Consider the following 18,063-nt stretch of genomic DNA (forward strand, 5'->3'; position numbering starts at 1 on the left):
ACCGATTTAAATGGCCGAAATCAATTTTGACTATCACCCTCAATTTTTCACCGCAACTATACTGGAATGGAAACCCTTATTACAGGACAACGCTTTTAAAGATATCATCATCAAAAGTCTTTTATTTTTAACCAATGAAAAAAGCATTGTTGTTTATGGTTTTGTGATCATGCCGAATCATATTCATTTAATATGGCAGATTCAGGATGGTTATAAACAGGATGTTATTCAATTGCATTTTTTAAAATTCACCGCACAACAATTCAAATTTAAATTATTGGATACTGACGATGATAGGCTACCCCTATTTTTAGTAAACGCTAAAGATAGAAAATATCAATTTTGGGAAAGAAATTCATTGAGCACTGATTTATGGGGTCCGAGAGTGTTTATGCAAAAGTTGGATTATATACATAATAACCCGCTCCAAAAAAAATGGCAATTAGCTACTTTACCGGAAGACTATAAATATTCATCAGCAAGGTTTTATTTGACAAATGAGGATAATTTCGGCTTTCTGAAACATCATAATGAATAAAAGCATAATGGTATTTGTTGGTGATAACTGATGTTTGTTGGTGACAACACCAACAAGCATAATTATTTTTCACAAAGCTCCAGCGGTAAACCATCCGGATCGGCAAAAAAGGTGAAACGTTTACCGGTAAATTCGTCTATGCGAATAGGCTCTGTAGTAATGCCATTAGCTTGTAAACTATCAATCGCTTCATCAATATCATCAACCTCAAAAGCCAGGTGACGCAACCCAGCGGCTTCGGGGCGTGATGGCCGGGCAGGTGGCTCGGGGAAGGAGAAAAGCTCGATCTGGTATTGGTCGCCCACTTCCAGATCGAGTTTATAGGATTGCCGCTCTTCGCGGTATACTTCTAATAATATCTTGAAACCCAGTATCTCGCTATAAAAATGCTTCGACTTTTGATAGTCGGAACAAATAATAGCGATATGATGTACCCGGTTCAGTTTCAGCATTATTCGCCTAATATGGAGTGTAGCACGTTGCTGTGAACCATTTTCAGGTCGGTAACATGACCAAACGGAACTTCGTCAACAGTAAGCGAGCCATTGTTCACGGTACCCAGCAAGCTGAATTCTACATCGCTGGTAGCCATAAATTCAATAAAGCGCTCTTGCTCTTCGGGAGCTACGGTTACCACTACCCTGCCTTGTGCTTCGCCAAACAGGAAGGCATCTTTACGGATCTCATCATCAGTTTCGATATCAAAACCTAAGCCGTTTGGCATAGATGACTCTAACAGGGCGATGTATAGGCCACCATCGGCAACATCATGTGCCGATTCGATCACACGGTGTTGGATGAGCCCTTTAACAGCCTGCTGTACCTCGTATTCCTGGTCGATATCAAAATGCGGTGCAGGTGCTTTTAGTATTTTGTGCCATGAAGCCAGGTACTGTGATGAAGCGATATCATTAACCGATTCGCCGATTAGGTAAATCAGGTCGCCGGGCTGTTTAAAGTCGGCGGTCATGATGTTCTCTACATCGTCCATTACGCCCAGCATACCAATGGTTGGTGTCGGGAATACCGAACCACCATCTGCCGACTGGTTGTAAAAGCTTACGTTACCACCAGTTACCGGGGTTTCGAACTTACGACAGGCATCGCCCATACCTTTTATGGCGCTTACAAACTGCCAGTAAACCTCTGGGTTATAAGGGTTACCAAAGTTTAAGCAGTTGGTAATAGCCACAGGCTCGCCACCGGCACAGACAATATTACGTGCAGCCTCGGCAACGGCAATGGAGGTACCTTTATAAGGATCGGCATATACGTAGCGCGAGTTGCAATCTGTGGTTAACACAATGGCTTTATCAGTATCCTTAACCGCCACAACGGCTGCATCGCAGGCCAGGTTGGCGGTCATGGTTTGTACACCTACCATGCTATCGTACTGATCGGTTACCCAACGTTTTGAAGCCAGGTTAGGATGTGCAGCCAGGTGCTCGGCCACTTCAATCAGGTTTTCAGGCTCCTTAACATCATCGATGTTGAATTTTTGGTTCTCGGCAAAGTAAGCAGGCTCACGGTATTCGCGCTGATAAACCGGTGCACCGCCACCTAAAACAAGGTCGTCGGCAGGTACGTCGGCAACCAGTTCGCCGTTCACAAAATATTCCAGGCGTTTGGTATCGGTTACCTCGCCTATTACGGCGCAATTCAGATCCCATTTGTCAAAAACAGCCTCTACATCCTTTTCGCGACCTTTATGAACCACAATCAGCATACGCTCCTGTGATTCGGACAGCAAAATTTCGTAAGGCTTCATATGATCCTGGCGGGTTGGTACTTTATCCAGGTGGATACGCATGCCATGCTCGCCTTTGGCGCTCATTTCGGAGTTGGAGCAGATGATACCGGCAGCGCCCATATCCTGCATACCTACAACGGCGCCGGTTTTAATTACTTCTAAGGTAGCTTCCAGCAACAGTTTTTCCTGGAAAGGGTCGCCTACCTGTACGGCAGGAAGATCATTTACAGAATCGGCAGTGATATCTTTAGATGCGAAAGCCGCGCCATGGATACCATCTTTACCGGTTGCAGAACCTACTATATATACGGGGTTACCCACACCGTAGGAAGTTGCCGAAACGGTTTCGCCCGCTTTTACAATACCTGCCGACATGGCGTTAACCAGCGGATTTACATTATAACAATCGTCAAAAAACAGCTCGCCGCCTACGGTTGGGATACCGAAAGCATTACCATAATGACTGATACCTTTTACCACGCCTTTTACCAGCCATTTGGTTTTATCCAGGCTCAGATCGCCAAAACGCAGGGAATTTAGCTGCGCGATAGGACGTGCGCCCATGGTAAATATATCCCGGTTGATACCGCCCACGCCTGTAGCAGCGCCCTGGTAAGGCTCCAATGCTGATGGGTGGTTATGCGATTCGATCTTGAAGGCGCAGCCGATGCCATCGCCTAAATCAACAAGACCGGCATTTTCTTCACCAGCCTTAGCCAGCATCCGCGGACTATCCTTAGGCAGTGTTTTTAGCCAGGTAATAGAGTTTTTATAGGAACAGTGCTCGCTCCACATTACCGAGAATATAGAAAGCTCGGTAAAGTTGGGTACGCGGCCCAATATTTCTTTTATACGTTCAAATTCTTCGGGTAATAAGCCTAAATCTTTGGCGGTTTCAACGGTGGTTAATTCCTGGTGCTCCAATGTACTATTGTTTTATTTGAAAGGATGCGCAAAAGTAGGAAAAAAGGCTGAAAGCTGAAAGGTAAAAGGCGAAAGGTTTTGGACGGCGTGGGGTTCGGGTTACGGGTTGCGAGGTTTGGGTGACGGAATGGTTAGTTTACTTTCTTCACCTGAAAATGAAACCTGTAAAATTCAAATCGTAAGAACTTTTTAAACCATCGATTTTAACATTTTTTTACTCAAAAACGAATGAAAAACCGATCAAAAACGATTTAAAATTTGATTAAAAGCATCAACTTTAACGCTTTTAACAAATTTTTGATGGTTTTTAAAATTTTAAAAAGTATTAAATAACTGACATTTAAATAGCGATATACCAAATGGTCGGTTTTTGTTGCTTTTTTTGAAAAGGGTAATTCTGTTTTTCAAACGGGATAAAAAGCTGGGCTGGTTCATTTAAATGTTCGGGGAACAGCAATGGAGGGATATATCTATTTAACCTGATGGTGCAGTGATATCACCGCACCACCAGGCCAATAATCAGAACAACTTAAACTCCATAAGTGCTCGTCAGGAACTCTTTTAGCCCTAATGTTTTCCTTCCAAGCAATTTTTCCAGGTCACTTCGGCGGGTATCAAACTCTCCTTTGGCTATTGCCGTTCCGAACCCTGCCAAAAATGAAGCGTTTTCCCGGGGAACGCCAGCCTTTACCAATTCATCTACATAAGTTTCTGCATCAGGTTTATGATATTGGATGTTTTTGCCCGTAATCTCGGAGATCATTTGCGCGATATCTTCAAATGAATAGGTTGTATCGGCAGCCATGGCATATGCTTTATTTTCGTGTCCCGGGGTTGTCAACACAACCGCTGCTGCTTCGGCCATCTCTGTCCGGGCAACAAAAGGTGTTTTACCGTCCCCGGCGGGGAAGAAAATGCCATTTTCCAAAACCTTATCGCCTAAAAACAAAGGAATCACATCGGCATAAAGTGTATCGTTTAACAGCGTATAAGGAATACCCACTTCCTGAAGGTAGTTGGCCGTATCGCGATGAATATGGCTAACGTACGGAATAGCAGTTTCATCAAAGCTTTTAATATCTATACCCGTATAAACGATATGCTTAACGCCATTTTCTTTAGCGGCATTGATAACGTTTTTATGCTGAACAAGCCTGTCCACCATTTCGTTGGAAGAAATAAGCAATAGCTTGTCTACACCCCGAAGGGCATTTTTAAGCGAGTCGTAATCATTATATTGACCAATTTTTATCTGAACTCCTTTATCTTTTAAATGTGCTGCCTTCTTTTCATCTCTTACCAAAGCGGCAATTTCATGAGCCGGAATACCTTTATTTAAAAGCGATTCGATTGTCGCGTTTCCTAAATGTCCTGTTGCACCTGTTACTAAAATCATCATTTGTATACTTAGAATTAATACTTATTTTTGTTTGTTACACAAAGTAACTAATAATGATTTCAAAAAGTAACTTGTTACCTTTTGGTAACTATGAAAATAGTGGTAACCTTTACGTGACTAATGGATAATAAAGCAGAAATTAACCCCTGCCCGTTTACGGCAACCATCGCTTTAATTGGGGGGAGATGGAAAACAATCATCATCTATTTATTGCTGGATCATACCAGGCGCTTTGGTGAAATAGCAGCGCGAATGCCTTCTATTTCGAGAAAAGTATTAACCGAACAGCTGAAAGAACTGGAAAGTGACGGATTAATTAACCGGAAGCAATACAAAGAAATTCCACCCCGTGTAGAATATTCGCTAACGGAGCTGGGCCAGAGCCTTAAGCCAATATTATCTGATATGGCCGTGTGGGGGCAGGAAAAACTATTGGATACGATGTAATATCATATTTTTTGTTCGTTCAGAAGACTCTGGGGGCCTCTGCGAGAGCCCTGAGGAGACGAAAAAGTTTGTTTACATCTGCTCAGACATTCCCATAAAGAAACATTTAGCCTGTGGTTGTTGTTATTAAGGTAACGCTTTATCAATACTATATCTCATAATTAAACTATGGCAAAAAGTAAATTACTGAGGATGGACAACATCGGCATTGTTGTGGAATCTCTCGATGACGCTATCGCTTTTTTCACGGAAGTGGGCTTAAAGCTCGAAGGACGGGCCACCGTTGAAGGTGAATGGGCCGGTCGCGTTACCGGACTGGGCGATCAACGTGTAGAGATTGCTATGATGATTACTCCCGATGGCCATAGTCGGCTCGAAATTTCGAAATTTATAACCCCGCCTACTATTGCAGATCACCGGACTGCCCCAGTGAACGCGCTCGGTTATTTACGCGCTATGTTCACTGTTGAAGATATCGACGAGCTGGTACCCAGGCTCATCAAGCATGGCGCCCAGCTTGTTGGCGAAGTGGTTAAGTACGAGAATTCCTATAAACTTTGCTACGTTCGCGGAGCCGAAGGATTGCTGATTGGTTTGGCAGAAGAACTCTAATCGCAGGCCTTCTGCCCGAACCGGGCCGAAAACATTTATCTTTGATCCAGGCCATCAATCAGCCCAAACAAATGGAAGCATTAATCTCCTTATTTACCAAAAACTTAGGGCTAAACATGGATCATTTCCAGGCGTTTTACGCGGAGCTGAAAGTGAAAAACCTAAAGAAAAAAGAACACCTAATTCGTGAAGGCTCAGTTTGTAATTTTATCGGATTTGTATCATCCGGGATGTTTAGGTCCTATATCCGGAATAACGACGAGGAGTTTAATAATGATTTTTATTTCGAGCATGATTTTGTAAGCGCCTATACCAGTTTTTTAACCCAGGCGCCAACCAATTGCAATATAGAGGCCTTAACCGACAGCACCATCCATTATATCAGTTATGATAAACTGAATAAACTCATCGCGCAGGACAATGCCTTTCTGAAACTGGGCAAATATGTTTCCGATACTTACTTTATCAGGAAATGCAAGCGGGAAACATCTTTCCTAAAACATTCGGCAGCGGAACGGCTCGAGGCTTTATCGTCCCTTTATCCCGGGATAGAGCAGCGGGTTTCGCAATACCATATAGCCTCTTATCTGGGTGTAAAAGCCGAATCGCTGAGCCGCATCAAACTCTTAACATACATCAATAAATAAGCGCTTTTTTACCCGGAGCTTTACTTCAGTAATTCACTAAATATTGAAGTATGCCCATCATCAATTTAAAAGTAAGCGGCCCGGAAGACCGCATTTTGGCACAAGAACTTGTAAACGAGATCGCTCGTCTCACCAGGGAGATCCTCAACAAAAAGCCCGAAGTTACGGTAGTAGTCATATCCTTTGTACCAGATCATCTTTGGTTTGTTAATGCTGTATCGCTGGCCGAATTAAATACAAGGAGCTTTCATCTCGACATTAAAATTTCAGACTCTACCAACCTTAAAACCGATAAGGCTAATTATATTAACGCTGTACACAGCTCGTTAGCCCGTATTTTAGGAGATATCCACCCGGTAAGCTATACTGCTATACAGGAAATGAAAGCAGATGCTTATGGCTATGAGGGGTTAACCATAGAATATAAGCTGGTTACCAATCAACAAAAGCAAGCTATTTTGCCGGAGCCTATCGCTTAATAGCATATAAGTTTCTGTTTTCCAACATCCATAAAATCTTAACAAAATGAAAGCTATAAAATTACTATTCATTGCACTTCTGATAAGTATTGGGCAGGCCTACGCCCAGCAACCGTCAGATAATAAAAAGGAAATAACCGACATCATTAATAAATACACCCAAAGCGTAATTGCCAGGGATTCCGTTACTTTTTATAGTTTGTTTAATGATGGGCCGGTTACCTGGTGCGGTGCCATTAAGGGCAAATCTCAAGCCAAAGAAATAGAAAAAAGGGGCGTGAAAGCGGCCGGGAGCAATTATTTTTCGGGTAGTTATAAAGACTTTTTAAGAAGCTTGTTCCGCCTTAAATCATCCGAAGATAAGTTTGATAACATCCAAATTACGGAGGATGGAAACGTGGCGTCGGTAACTATGGATTACAGTTTTTGGGCGAATAATAAAATGACCAATTGGGGCGGCAAATACCTGGGGTTGGTGAAAAAAGATGGAAAATGGAAGATCACCAGTGTTATCTACTCCCTGGAACTTACGGAATACTTTGAACAGCCCCAGCTTAAAGAACGGCAAAAATTAACTTTACATCATGTGATAAAGTAAGCCGTTAGATGAGTCGCTCACGTACGCTACCGCAAGCGTCCCGCTTGTGGTCATCATGATGATAATATTACCTTGCTAAATACCACAAGCGGGACGCTTGCGGTAGCGGTGAGCTTAAATCCCCTCTTGAGAGGGGGCGTGCGGGATTGTGTGACAGCAGGGGTGTGTTAGTAAAGCTGAAGAACACACCCCTCCCCCCTCTCAAGAGGGGAATCGCACATTCTCTGCTTTTAAAAGTCTTCCGAACATTCATGATGCAGCCCTGCTTTAATCACCTCATTTGATTAGATTTGCTTAACCATGTTTGAGGTATTCGAAAAATATTTACGCGGCTGGGTTGAAATCACTGACGAAGAGATGGAACGCATCCGTTTAGCAAGCACTGAAAGGTCGATACGAAAATGGCAGTCGATACTGCATGATGGCGAGGTATGGCGCATTGCCTGTTTTATCACAAGCGGATGTTTCAGGCTTTACCGGTTTGGAAAAGACGGAACAGACCATACCGCGCGATTTGGTGTTGAAAACTGGTGGATAAGCGACCAGGAAAGCTATAATCACGAAACACCTTCTGATTACAACATAGAAGCATTAGCTGCAAGTAAGGTTATTATATGGACAAAGGAATCATGGGAGGAATTGAGGAATACCATCCCCGCGGTGAAGCTATTTAACGAGCGCTTGCTGGCCCGTGCATTCGAAACAAGCCAGCAGCGGATATTCTCTTTGATCAGCAGTTCGGCAGAAGAAAAATACCTGGAATTTCAAAAAACCTATCCCAGCGTATTTAATAAAGTCCCGTTGCACATGGTAGCCTCCTACCTCGGCATATCGCGCGAAACACTCAGCCGCATTCGGAAAGATTTTACTAAGCGCAAATAAGAAAGCTCCCGGACTATTCCGGGAGCTTTCTTATTATATCAATTGCTTTGATCAGGCTATCGGGTGTTTACCGTAAGCATCGCTGCCTATCTGGATCAGTTCACCCAATTGAAGGATCGTGGCTTCATCAAACCACCGGGAAACCAGCTGAACGTTGACAGGCAAATTTTCGGAACTTAAAGTTACCGGTACCGAAAGCGCGGGTAAGCCCGTAGCGTTAAAAGGCGCGGTGGCAGCCATTACATGATAAGCAGATACGGTTTTACCATCTACCACATACTCCTGCAAACCATGGCCGGTAGCCGTCATCGGGTTTACGGGCAGCAACAACACATCATATTGTACAAAGTAATTGGCAAAATGGCTTTTCAGTTGTTCTATGCCGGCTTCGGCTTTTACATAGTCGGTAACGTTAAGCAGCGGAGCATCCATAGTAGCTTTACCAATAAAATGCAGTTCCGATTCGCGGCCTTTGGTAAACTGCTCCATATAAGGCACCAGTTCGCCATACAGCAAACCGAAATAAGGGGTGAGCCAATCGGTGTTTTCCATAAAAGGCAAACGCACTTCTTCTACCTCACAACCGGCCTCTTTCAGCAACAGGGCGGTAGCTTTAATAGCGGCTGTTATCTCCGGATCAACCGGGCCAAAAGCGGTATCCGATACCCACCCTACGCGGATCTTTTGCCCGGGGATCCTGAAACTGGCAGGTTTGGCATCATTGGCGAAAATGCTGTAGCCATCAATTCCATCAGCACCATTAATAATAGAGTACCCCAGAGCCACATCTTTAACCGTACGGGCCATGGCGCCTATATGCCAAAACCTGCTCAGGGCCGCCGGGAAATGCCCCGTATAAGGCACCCTGCCATGTGTTGCTTTTAACGCGGCGATACCCGTGAATGCCGCAGGGCCACGAACAGATATGGCTACATCGCTGCCCAAACCAATAGGCGAAAGGCCGGCGGCGATCACTGCCGATTCACCACCGCTTGATCCGCCGGGGGTACGCTCGGGACTCCAGGGATTCAGGGAGCGGCCGGTAAGCAGATTATCGGATTCCCAATGCGCAGAAAACTCGGGTATATTGGTTTTCATTAAGGGGATAGCACCCGCGTTTTTCATACGGCTAACCACGGTTGCATCCCTATCGGGAATAAACCCGGCGAATATTTTGGAGCCACGTTGTGATGGTACACCTGCTGTATCTATGGCATCCTTAATAGAAAAAGGTACACCATGCAGCGGGCCTAATTTATCGCCGTTGCTTACTGCCTTGTCGGCAATGGCGGCAGATCGCAATGCCTCTTCGCCCATGAGGGTAACCACGCCATTAATGCGGGGATTTATTTCGGCTACGCGATCAAGATGGGCCTGTACAACTTCAACCGAAGTTATTTCTTTATCGCGGATCATTTGGGCCAGTGTACCGGCCTCCTGGTAGTAAACAGGATCTATTTTACTGTTTTGGGTTTTCATATACTTTCTTTTTATGTTCAGCACCCGGGCATTTTTATTGATCAGGTGCGGAACAAAAGTGGGTACCAAACGCTACCCAAAACGAAGCTATATGACACAATTTGGCGTTGACATTTGTCACAGTTTTAGCCACGGATTGTTGTTATCATTGAGCCGCCATGTATATTTGTTTACTGCATAGTGCTGTGCGACATCAGCTAAAGGCTAATTGCAACCTCAAAACCAACTATGGAAATATCCGTACAAAATTTCCTTACCGATACACAGCTCCACGCGGCTTATCAATTATGGAATGACGAATACCCAGGAAAATTACAACACCATCATATAGCTGATTTCAGCAATTACCTGGACAATCTGGCGCATAAAACATACTTCCTGTTAATTAATGAAGACGGGATTCTGATGGGCTGGTCGGCAACTTTTTTGCGCGAAGATGAGCGGTGGTTCGCAATCATTTTGAACAGCAACGTTCAAGGAAAAAAATACGGAACCAGTATATTGAATGAAATAAAAAAACACGAAAATTATTTAGCCGGCTGGGTGATAGATAAAGAAGGAGAGTTAAAGGCCGATGGAAAGCCATACGCATCACCGTTGATGTTTTATATCAAGAATGGCTTTGCCGTACATGAAGATCAGCGAATAGAATCCAATAAAATATCAGCGGTAAAAATCAGCTGGCGGGGTTAAAAGATATTGCAGAAACCCCTTCCTCCCCTTCCCCAGGGAAGGAATCGCACATTCCCCTGTTTTTAAAAAACAAAACAATATCACATTCAATTCCTCCCTCTTGACTCTTGTTTCTTGTATCTTCTTCCTCCTCTACTAAATGACATTCCTATAACGATGTATATTTGGTTTGAAGAAGATTTGGTCCGATCTTTGAATTAGATGTTTAAACATTTATTTAAAATAATCAAATGGAAATAGGAGTTGACAGCTTCGCTTCGGCGATGTACGGCAGTAAGGAATTGAGCAGTGTGGATGCCATGGAACAATTGCTTGACCGCATCGCTTTTGCCGATGAGGTTGGTCTGGATGTTTTCGGTATCGGCGAACACCATAAAAAGGAGTTCCTGGATTCGGCAACAGCGGTGATTCTGGCCGCGGCTGCGGCACGGACTAAAAATATTAAACTCACCAGCGCGGTAACGGTACTGAGCGCCGCCGATCCGGTACGGGTATACCAGAGTTTTGCCACGCTTGACCTGATATCCAAAGGCCGGGCCGAAATGGTTGTCGGCCGGGGATCGTCGGTAGAAGCCTACCCCTTGTTTGGCTTTAATCTTGACGACTATGACGCACTGTTTAGGGAAAAACTGGACCTATTATTAAAGGTACGTGATAACGAATTCGTAACCTGGTCTGGCAAATTCCGCGCGCCTATAAACAACCGCCCCGTGTATCCAAGAACATTGCAGGAAAAACTACCCATTTGGCTGGGTGTTGGCGGCACGCCGGAGTCATTCGCCCGTGCCGGAACCCTGGGATTGCCACTGATGGTAGCCGTGATTGGCGGCGAAACACACCGGTTCAGGCCATTGATCGACCTGTATCGCGAGGCAGGCAAAAGAGCGGGTTTTACCCCCGATCAGTTAACCGTCGGCCTGCATTCGCCGGGTTATGTGGCCGCGACCAATGAACAGGCCGTTGCAGATTATTACCCCGGCTACGCCGAACTGTGGACCCGGTTGGGCCGCGAGCGTGGCTGGCCACCGGTAACCAAAGCGCAGTTTGACACCCTGATAGCACCCAAAGGCGTATTAGTAGTAGGCGGCCCCGAACAGGTTGCCGAAAAACTATTGCGCCACAGCGAAGCCCTGGGTGGTGTGGATCGTTTTACCTTCCAGATGGATAATGCAGGTTTAACACATGCCCAGCTCATGAGCTCTATTGAGCTGATCGGTAAAAAGGTGATCCCGCTGGTGAACGCAGCATAAGTATGGTACGGTGATAACACCGACCATCGGCTGAAACACCTACTGTAAACTAAATAAAAGCTGTCATTTCGAACGAGGTACGAGGAGAAATCTTATACGATTAACCAGACGAACATTGCAAGGTGTAAAAAATTTCTCCTCACGCCATCTCACCACCCAAACTTGTTCGTTCGAAATGACAGATTTTTTTGACTTTTAAATTTTGAATTTTGACTTCTCCTTCCAACTCACTTAATTACCGAAAGCACCTGCACAACCGGCAGATAGGGTGTTAAAAGTTTACGGATGAACTTGCTAAAGAAAGTCGTCGCTTTTTTTTAAAGCGTTGATCACCTCATTGGTATTCAATACGGTGGCAAATTCTTCGTTTATTTGTGCCAGGGCGGTTAAATGGATGGTTTCCGCATCGTAATGTTCACCGTTGATGCCTGTTTTGGCAAAGGCGGCTGTGGCATCGGCTACTACAAAGGTGTTGTAGCCTAAATTACCGGCCATCCGGGTGGTGGTGGATACGCAATGTTCGGTGGTAAGGCCCACAATAACCAGGGTATCAATACCAGCGGCGTCCAGTTGCTGCTGCAAATCGGTACCGATGAAAGAGCTATTCACCGATTTTTTGATCACCGGTTCGCCTGGCAGTGGCTTTACAATTTCTTTGTGTGCGTTGCCCGGGTTACCTTCGGCCAGCGGGGAATTAGGGTTGGTTGAGCAATGCTGAATGTGAAAAATGGGCAAGTTGTTTGTGCGCCAATGATTAAGCAATTTACGGACGTTTGCCTCGGCGCCGGGGTTATTGCGTTCGCCGCCCCAGTAAGGAATATTATCAAAACCCTGCTGTATATCAATCAGTATCAGCGCCGGGTTGGTATTTGTTAATGTTTTCATACCTCAAAATTGCAGCTTTGGCGGCACCCGTTTTTTGCTGTGAGGCTTTATTTGTTTGTTATGATAATACCTGATGGTTACGTGCGCAACTGGGCGGAGCGCCAAACTTTTGCTTATACACTTTTGAAAAATGCGAAATATTCTCGAACCCGCTGCTATAAGCTATTGCCGATACCGGATGGCTGGAGTTTTTGAGCTGATAAGCCGCATATTCCAGCCGGCGGTTGATCTGCCATTTTACGGGTGTAGTATTAAAACGTTCGGTAAATTCCTTTTTAAAGGCGCTTACACTCCGGCCGGTTAGTTTAGCCATATCCTGCAGGGAGAGCTGCCGGTTAAAGTTTTGTTCCATAAAATAAGCCAGATCGATCTTATTTTCGCTCACCATATGTTTTAAAAACGAAACAAAGGTTTTGGAACTGTCGTTCGATAAAATTTGAAGCAATACCTGGTGGGTGATAAATTTCACGATACAGCGCGAATATTCCTGCGGATGCAAAATATGATGAATAGCCTGCGCAATGTTGGCCGTTATAAACTCGGATGTTTTAAAGATAAAGGGCAGCACATCATCGCTAGATTTTTCCTGCCTGAACTCGGGCACGTGGCTGTCCAGAAAATAATCAACAAACTCATTTTCCATAAAAATGAGCATGCTGGTATAATCATCCGACGGGAATATCTGGTAATTACCTCGCCTCCTGAACTGAATATCACCGGCCTTTAAATGCTGTACGTGGCCGCCATACCAAACATCAATAGATCCGGTTAAAACCACCTCAAGGCAATGCATGGTTTGCAAGGTATCATCACAGCCGAAGGGCCGTTTTTTATCAATAACAAAACCATACATTTCACACATGCGCAGCTTCACATGCGCATGATAACCAACCAGATCCTTAGGAATTTGTATCATCGTTACAATAAATTATACTAAGCTACGGCTTGTTGGGTTATCTTTTTAGCTTTTGGGGTAATTGTAACAAAAGGATGATAAAAGGTCGCCTACTAATTCCCTTTTGAGAGGGGAATTAGAATTAATCAGATAACTTTGGAGATAACAAAAAAGGGCAAACGAAAAATATTCGCTTGCCCACGGTGGTCATCTAACGATTTCTGTCCCCCCGGAGACGCTATACAACCACTTTATTTTGAATGCCTTATTGCCATATTACTCACTTAGCTGAAAATTGATGGGGATATTGTACCGAACCCGCACCGGCTGACCGTTCTGGATACCCGGTTTCCAGGCTTTGGCCAGTTTAAGCACGCGCAGGGCTTCTTCATCAAACCCATACCCTGCGCCACGCTCAACTTTAATATTAGACAATGAACCATCTTTCTCAATTATAAAACTCATGATTACCCTGCCTGATACCCCTTGTTCTTGTGCTACCGCCGGAAAGCGAAGATTTTTTTGTAAAAATTTCCCCCAGGCTGCCGCTCCGCCAACCGGCTCGGGCATTACTTCAAGGGTACCCGGATCATATACTGTTGTTGACGATGGTGCTGTACCCTCTCCAGGCCCACCACTGCTCGGCCCTTTGCCTTGATCCATTACATTCTCGGGGCCTTTTGCAGGACCTTCAACATTTTTAGGCCCGATGGTGCCTTCTATTTTATCAATAGCAGGAGGATCAACCGTAGGCTGATCATCCGGAACAACCTTTGTCGGTATAGCCGTAGTTTTTACCGGTGCCGCAGCAGCAGGCTGCTCGGTTGATTTTGGTGGATCTACTTTTTTAAGTTTTGGTTCCACAGGAATCTGAATTTTAAAGTCCTCCAACTTCACAGGCACCAGATCAACCAACTTTTGGGGACTAGCCCTGAATACAAAACTTGCCACAATAAAAAGCGCCACAGCAATAAAGCTAAGCCCTATGGCTTTCGCCATGGTGCGGCCATAATTCTTTCTCAGATCATAAGCACCGTACTCTTTGTTACGATGGTCAAATACAAGGTCGAGCCACTCGGCGTTGTACAAATCAAATTTGGCAATATTCATAATTTTCAGAATTAAATTTCTTATTAAACGAATATACATATATAATATTTTACAAAACAAGAATTATTTTAAAATAATTTTCATCCTTGATACAAGGCACAAACCGTACAAAACGTTAAATTCCAGGCAAAAAATCCTCTCTACTGAATTGGTTTAGCAATTACAATCATTCTTATTTAATGATAAAAAGCTGTCATTTCGACGAGGAACGAGGAGAAATCTTTTGTTTTTTACTTTACAAACAAACTTATAGCGATTTTTTTTACCAACAAGAGGCAAAACAATCACACACGTTTAATTTAGTCTAAAAAATTTTCACATTTAAACAATAAATGCAATTTTAAAAGTCATTTACTTATATATTTATCATATAAACAAACAAAAAGTTAAATTATTTATAAAAAAACTGTATTTATTTTAATTTTTTACTACTTTTAGACATGATCAACAGGCTTTATCAATTTACTGCCTTACTTTTTTTTCTTTTTTCCGGATTTTCAGCATCCGGACGGGGAGGATCATACCACATTTACCATCAGGACGAAAAAAAGGCTTCTTTAAGAGCCACAAATCTTAATCATCGTCCCTCAAACTACGAATACAGCCTTAACAATGTACCCTTACCGGTTATTAATGTGCAGCAACACCGCGGGGCGCATTCGTTACAGGGCTTTTGTCATAATCCCAATTTTTTCTCCATCGGGATCAGATACATCACTTTTTCATGCGGCCGTGGCACAAGTCAGTTGTCGCGCTTCCGCAAACTCATCCTTTTTCCGTTTCACGCTTTTTGGTAGCAGGAAGAACAATGCTATCCCGGTGCCCTGATTAAGCACCCCGGATCTTATTGTTTTTAAAAATTTAGTTTTAATACCGCCCGGCATTTTTGATTGGGTGCCGGGAGTTATTTAAGAATCAAGAGATAAGAATCAGGAATCGAGACAAAAAAAACAAAACAGTTGATCGTTAACCCCTTCGTTTGAATATTTATTCCTCAGATCAAGGGCAACACCAAACCCATCACTGTTTTTCTTTCGTCCTGATTCCTGGCTCTTAACATCCTGACTCTCCAATACTGCCTGGTATTTTGATTGGTGCCAGGCAGTATTGATCAAACCTTACTAAACACCCTAAAACCCGAAACATGAAAAAATTCATACCCTTTGGCGTACTTATCCTTGTAATTGTACTTGCCCTTATATATCCATCAGTTACCCTTACCACCATCAAAGACAGTAAAATTGACAGCGGTGATACCGCATGGCTTTTGGTAAGTACCGCCCTTGTACTCATCATGACACCCGGCCTGGCCTTTTTTTATGGCGGCATGGTGAGCAAAAAAAACGTACTATCAACCATGCTGCAAAGCTTTGTTTGTATGGGTGTTATCACCGTTATATGGGTGATATTTGGCTTTAGCCTGGCCTTTGGCGATTCTATCGGCGGCTTCATCGGCGATCCCCGCACCTTTTTTATGATGAAAGGCACCCTGGGTAATGCCACCTGGAAACTGGCGCCAACTATTCCATTGGTATTATTTGCCATGTTCCAGTTAAAATTCGCTGTAATTACACCGGCGCTTATCACTGGTGCTTTTGCCGAGCGTATCCGCTTTAACTCCTATGTGATTTTCCTTTGCCTGTTCATGATATTTATATATGCCCCACTGGCTCACTCTACCTGGCACCCGGATGGTTTTCTGTTTGGCAAAGGCGTACTGGATTTTGCCGGCGGTACGGTAGTACACATGTCGGCAGGTTGGGCTGCATTGGCTTCGGCATTATATTTAAAACAACGTAACGATAAAGCACACGCGCCTGCACGCATCAGCTATGTGTTATTAGGCACCGGCTTATTATGGTTCGGCTGGTTCGGCTTTAACGCAGGTTCGGCTTTAGGCTCAGGCACATTGGCAGCTACTGCTTTGGCAACTACTACCACCGCATCAGCAGCTGCAGCTATGGCATGGATGTTTTTTGACATATTGCGTGGTAAAAAACCAGGGGTTATGGGTGCTTGTATAGGCGCGGTAGTAGGCCTGGTAGCTATCACACCGGCAGCGGGCTTTGTAACCATCCCCCACTCTCTCATCATCGGCATCGTAGCCGCGGTAGTAAGCAACCTGGTTGTGATCTGGAGAACATCAACCAGCATTGATGATACGCTCGATGTATTCCCTTGTCACGGCGTAGGCGGTATGGTGGGTATGTTATTAACCGGCGTATTCGCGCATCAAAATGTAAACGCGGGTAACACAACCGGCAATGGCTTATATTATGGCGAAACCCATTTGTTTTTCCTTCACCTCATTACATTGATAGGTGTTTCTGCCTTCGCATTTTTTGGCTCCTTATTATTATTAAAGATCACAGATATGATCAGCACTTTACGTGTTAGCCCAGAAGAAGAGCTTGCAGGCCTGGATATTAGCCAGCACGACGAAGAGCTTTAAGCTACATAGCGCTATAAAAATCAAAACCAAACAACAAGAAAAAACTAAAGCTGCATTTTTAAAGATGCAGCTTTTTTAATTATTGAATTATTGATTTAGTGAATTAGTGATTTCTTTGTCGGAACCCGAATTAGTAGAATTTAAGAATTAACTCGGTTGAGGGCTGCGCCGTTTTCAGGATTTGACTAACTTGCTTACCAATTTCTCACTACTCACTACTCACTACTCACTACTCACTACTCACTACTCACTACTCACTACTCACTACTCACTACTCACCAAACTACCACTCCTTGGTTGAAATCTTATTGATCTTTTTTTGCTCTTTGGGCAGGGCTGATATTTTGAGCATGTATGACCTGAGCACTGCTCCTACTTTGCGACTGTTTAATAACATTCGGTTTAAAAACTCCGCCACATCGCGCTTGTCCAGCTTATCTTTGGCTTTTTCCATGGGAATGGTTACACCCGGTACAGCTTCATATACATTATAGCGGTTGCGTTGATAAGGCACATATACAAAATCGGTAAACCAGTAGCGGTATTTATTATCCTTTACCTCAACCCTCAGGGTGTAGGTTATTTCGCCATCTTCATGGGTGGTTACGAATGATTTTTTTGATACCAGGAAACCACTGCTACCTACCAGTACACCCTGGGCCTTATCGGCAGTCGACTGCTTTAGCTTACCTTTTGGATAGGCCGACTTAAAAAAGTAAAGCCCGCGGTTATACAAGGTATCAGCGCTCAGGCCATCCTGGGCAACCGTTTGATAATAGATATACTTATCATTTTCATCCAAAGCCAACGAATCTGTCTGAGCCGAAGCACTTTTCACAAACAACACACAAACAAGCGCTATCAATATATTTTTCATTTTATACTTTATTAAGTTGAGCAAGGATTTTTTGGAGCAAGAAACAAGGACTTTTGGAGCAAGAACAAAAGGAACAAAGAGTAAGGACTTTTAACCCACCTGAATTCTATTTTTTTTCTATCCTTGTTCTTTGCTCAAAAATCTTT

19 protein-coding genes are annotated in these 18,063 nt (G+C 43.8%); 11 read left to right on the forward strand and 8 right to left on the reverse strand.

Annotated elements, in window-relative coordinates:
- Positions 1-10 precede the first annotated feature (10 nt).
- Complete coding sequence (locus ACTJKG_RS11220; protein WP_440739249.1) at positions 11-538, forward strand: transposase; 528 nt, start codon at positions 11-13, stop codon at positions 536-538.
- A gap of 62 nt (positions 539-600) precedes the next feature.
- Here the strand turns inward: ACTJKG_RS11220 and gloA2 are convergent, their stop codons facing one another.
- The 3 genes from gloA2 to ACTJKG_RS11235 form a co-directional block, all read right to left on the reverse strand.
- Positions 601-990 (reverse strand): SMU1112c/YaeR family gloxylase I-like metalloprotein, encoded by a 390-nt coding sequence (gene gloA2, locus ACTJKG_RS11225; protein ID WP_440739250.1) that lies wholly within the window; start codon positions 988-990, stop codon positions 601-603.
- The gene (gene purL, locus ACTJKG_RS11230) at positions 990-3,212 is read right to left on the reverse strand and encodes a phosphoribosylformylglycinamidine synthase subunit PurL (RefSeq protein WP_172334730.1); all 2,223 of its coding nucleotides are present in this window, start codon (positions 3,210-3,212) and stop codon (positions 990-992) included. The genes gloA2 and purL overlap by 1 nt, the downstream gene beginning before the upstream one ends.
- 529 nt (positions 3,213-3,741) lie before the next feature.
- The gene (locus ACTJKG_RS11235; RefSeq protein WP_440739251.1) at positions 3,742-4,611 is read right to left on the reverse strand and encodes an SDR family oxidoreductase; all 870 of its coding nucleotides are present in this window, start codon (positions 4,609-4,611) and stop codon (positions 3,742-3,744) included.
- A 120-nt stretch (positions 4,612-4,731) separates the two neighbouring features.
- On the opposite strand from ACTJKG_RS11235, the gene ACTJKG_RS11240 reads away from it, so the two are divergent.
- The 6 genes from ACTJKG_RS11240 (at position 4,732) to ACTJKG_RS11265 (ending at position 8,276) form a co-directional block, all read left to right on the forward strand.
- Positions 4,732-5,058 (forward strand): winged helix-turn-helix transcriptional regulator, encoded by a 327-nt coding sequence (locus ACTJKG_RS11240; RefSeq protein ID WP_172334731.1) that lies wholly within the window; start codon positions 4,732-4,734, stop codon positions 5,056-5,058.
- Positions 5,059-5,250: 192 nt separating this feature from the next.
- Complete coding sequence (locus ACTJKG_RS11245) at positions 5,251-5,670, forward strand: VOC family protein (protein WP_440739336.1); 420 nt, start codon at positions 5,251-5,253, stop codon at positions 5,668-5,670.
- Positions 5,671-5,741: 71 nt separating this feature from the next.
- Positions 5,742-6,317 (forward strand): Crp/Fnr family transcriptional regulator, encoded by a 576-nt coding sequence (locus tag ACTJKG_RS11250; protein WP_440739252.1) that lies wholly within the window; start codon positions 5,742-5,744, stop codon positions 6,315-6,317.
- Positions 6,318-6,367: 50 nt separating this feature from the next.
- The gene (locus ACTJKG_RS11255) at positions 6,368-6,796 is read left to right on the forward strand and encodes a tautomerase family protein (RefSeq protein WP_440739253.1); all 429 of its coding nucleotides are present in this window, start codon (positions 6,368-6,370) and stop codon (positions 6,794-6,796) included.
- A gap of 46 nt (positions 6,797-6,842) precedes the next feature.
- Positions 6,843-7,394 (forward strand): hypothetical protein, encoded by a 552-nt coding sequence (locus ACTJKG_RS11260; RefSeq protein ID WP_440739254.1) that lies wholly within the window; start codon positions 6,843-6,845, stop codon positions 7,392-7,394.
- Between the two features lie 300 nt (positions 7,395-7,694).
- The gene (locus ACTJKG_RS11265; protein WP_172334736.1) at positions 7,695-8,276 is read left to right on the forward strand and encodes a Crp/Fnr family transcriptional regulator; all 582 of its coding nucleotides are present in this window, start codon (positions 7,695-7,697) and stop codon (positions 8,274-8,276) included.
- 51 nt (positions 8,277-8,327) lie between these two features.
- On the opposite strand, the gene ACTJKG_RS11270 is transcribed toward ACTJKG_RS11265, so the two are convergent.
- On the reverse strand, positions 8,328-9,755 hold the full coding sequence (locus ACTJKG_RS11270; protein WP_440739255.1) for an amidase: 1,428 nt from the start codon (positions 9,753-9,755) through the stop codon (positions 8,328-8,330).
- Positions 9,756-9,983: 228 nt separating this feature from the next.
- On the opposite strand from ACTJKG_RS11270, the gene ACTJKG_RS11275 reads away from it, so the two are divergent.
- Positions 9,984-10,448 (forward strand): N-acetyltransferase, encoded by a 465-nt coding sequence (locus ACTJKG_RS11275; protein ID WP_172334738.1) that lies wholly within the window; start codon positions 9,984-9,986, stop codon positions 10,446-10,448.
- Positions 10,449-10,678: 230 nt separating this feature from the next.
- Positions 10,679-11,698 carry an LLM class flavin-dependent oxidoreductase gene (locus ACTJKG_RS11280; RefSeq protein ID WP_440739256.1) on the forward strand — a complete coding sequence of 340 codons (1,020 nt, stop codon included), beginning with the start codon at positions 10,679-10,681 and terminating at the stop codon, positions 11,696-11,698.
- Between the two features lie 294 nt (positions 11,699-11,992).
- Here the strand turns inward: ACTJKG_RS11280 and ACTJKG_RS11285 are convergent, their stop codons facing one another.
- From ACTJKG_RS11285 to ACTJKG_RS11295, 3 genes are all read right to left on the reverse strand, one after another.
- Positions 11,993-12,583, reverse strand: coding sequence for a cysteine hydrolase family protein (locus ACTJKG_RS11285; RefSeq protein WP_172334740.1), 591 nt, complete (start codon positions 12,581-12,583; stop codon positions 11,993-11,995).
- A gap of 58 nt (positions 12,584-12,641) precedes the next feature.
- Complete coding sequence (locus ACTJKG_RS11290; RefSeq protein WP_172334741.1) at positions 12,642-13,499, reverse strand: helix-turn-helix transcriptional regulator; 858 nt, start codon at positions 13,497-13,499, stop codon at positions 12,642-12,644.
- A 255-nt stretch (positions 13,500-13,754) separates the two neighbouring features.
- On the reverse strand, positions 13,755-14,588 hold the full coding sequence (locus ACTJKG_RS11295) for an energy transducer TonB (RefSeq protein WP_440739257.1): 834 nt from the start codon (positions 14,586-14,588) through the stop codon (positions 13,755-13,757).
- A gap of 440 nt (positions 14,589-15,028) precedes the next feature.
- Here ACTJKG_RS11295 and ACTJKG_RS11300 point away from each other — a divergent pair, with 440 nt between their 5' ends.
- Positions 15,029-15,385: a hypothetical protein gene (locus ACTJKG_RS11300; protein WP_172334743.1), complete on the forward strand. Its 357-nt coding sequence runs from the start codon at positions 15,029-15,031 to the stop codon at positions 15,383-15,385.
- Between the two features lie 347 nt (positions 15,386-15,732).
- A complete protein-coding gene (locus ACTJKG_RS11305; RefSeq protein ID WP_172334744.1) occupies positions 15,733-17,040 on the forward strand; it encodes an ammonium transporter in 1,308 nt (435 codons plus the stop codon).
- A 283-nt stretch (positions 17,041-17,323) separates the two neighbouring features.
- Here ACTJKG_RS11305 and ACTJKG_RS11310 read toward each other — a convergent pair whose 3' ends face one another.
- The gene (locus tag ACTJKG_RS11310; RefSeq protein WP_172334745.1) at positions 17,324-17,917 is read right to left on the reverse strand and encodes a DUF4468 domain-containing protein; all 594 of its coding nucleotides are present in this window, start codon (positions 17,915-17,917) and stop codon (positions 17,324-17,326) included.
- Positions 17,918-18,063 lie beyond the last annotated feature (146 nt).

It is taken from the genome of Mucilaginibacter sp. 22184 (assembly GCF_052045695.1).
GTDB lineage: Bacteria > Bacteroidota > Bacteroidia > Sphingobacteriales > Sphingobacteriaceae > Mucilaginibacter.

Bases quoted from the DNA above. Each gene is read 5' to 3' on its own strand.
- ACTJKG_RS11280 (WP_440739256.1), top strand. From the start codon at position 10,679: ATGGAAATAGGAGTTGACAGCTTCGCTTCGGCGATGTACGGCAGTAAG.
- ACTJKG_RS11240 (WP_172334731.1), top strand. From the start codon at position 4,732: ATGGATAATAAAGCAGAAATTAACCCCTGCCCGTTTACGGCAACCATC.
- ACTJKG_RS11310 (WP_172334745.1), bottom strand. From the start codon at position 17,917: ATGAAAAATATATTGATAGCGCTTGTTTGTGTGTTGTTTGTGAAAAGT.
- ACTJKG_RS11290 (WP_172334741.1), bottom strand. From the start codon at position 13,499: ATGATACAAATTCCTAAGGATCTGGTTGGTTATCATGCGCATGTGAAG.
- ACTJKG_RS11260 (WP_440739254.1), top strand. From the start codon at position 6,843: ATGAAAGCTATAAAATTACTATTCATTGCACTTCTGATAAGTATTGGG.
- ACTJKG_RS11250 (WP_440739252.1), top strand. From the start codon at position 5,742: ATGGAAGCATTAATCTCCTTATTTACCAAAAACTTAGGGCTAAACATG.
- ACTJKG_RS11295 (WP_440739257.1), bottom strand. From the start codon at position 14,588: ATGAATATTGCCAAATTTGATTTGTACAACGCCGAGTGGCTCGACCTT.
- ACTJKG_RS11285 (WP_172334740.1), bottom strand. From the start codon at position 12,583: ATGAAAACATTAACAAATACCAACCCGGCGCTGATACTGATTGATATA.
- ACTJKG_RS11220 (WP_440739249.1), top strand. From the start codon at position 11: ATGGCCGAAATCAATTTTGACTATCACCCTCAATTTTTCACCGCAACT.
- ACTJKG_RS11235 (WP_440739251.1), bottom strand. From the start codon at position 4,611: ATGATGATTTTAGTAACAGGTGCAACAGGACATTTAGGAAACGCGACA.
- gloA2 (WP_440739250.1), bottom strand. From the start codon at position 990: ATGCTGAAACTGAACCGGGTACATCATATCGCTATTATTTGTTCCGAC.
- ACTJKG_RS11300 (WP_172334743.1), top strand. From the start codon at position 15,029: ATGATCAACAGGCTTTATCAATTTACTGCCTTACTTTTTTTTCTTTTT.
- ACTJKG_RS11270 (WP_440739255.1), bottom strand. From the start codon at position 9,755: ATGAAAACCCAAAACAGTAAAATAGATCCTGTTTACTACCAGGAGGCC.
- ACTJKG_RS11245 (WP_440739336.1), top strand. From the start codon at position 5,251: ATGGACAACATCGGCATTGTTGTGGAATCTCTCGATGACGCTATCGCT.
- ACTJKG_RS11265 (WP_172334736.1), top strand. From the start codon at position 7,695: ATGTTTGAGGTATTCGAAAAATATTTACGCGGCTGGGTTGAAATCACT.
- ACTJKG_RS11305 (WP_172334744.1), top strand. From the start codon at position 15,733: ATGAAAAAATTCATACCCTTTGGCGTACTTATCCTTGTAATTGTACTT.
- ACTJKG_RS11275 (WP_172334738.1), top strand. From the start codon at position 9,984: ATGGAAATATCCGTACAAAATTTCCTTACCGATACACAGCTCCACGCG.
- ACTJKG_RS11255 (WP_440739253.1), top strand. From the start codon at position 6,368: ATGCCCATCATCAATTTAAAAGTAAGCGGCCCGGAAGACCGCATTTTG.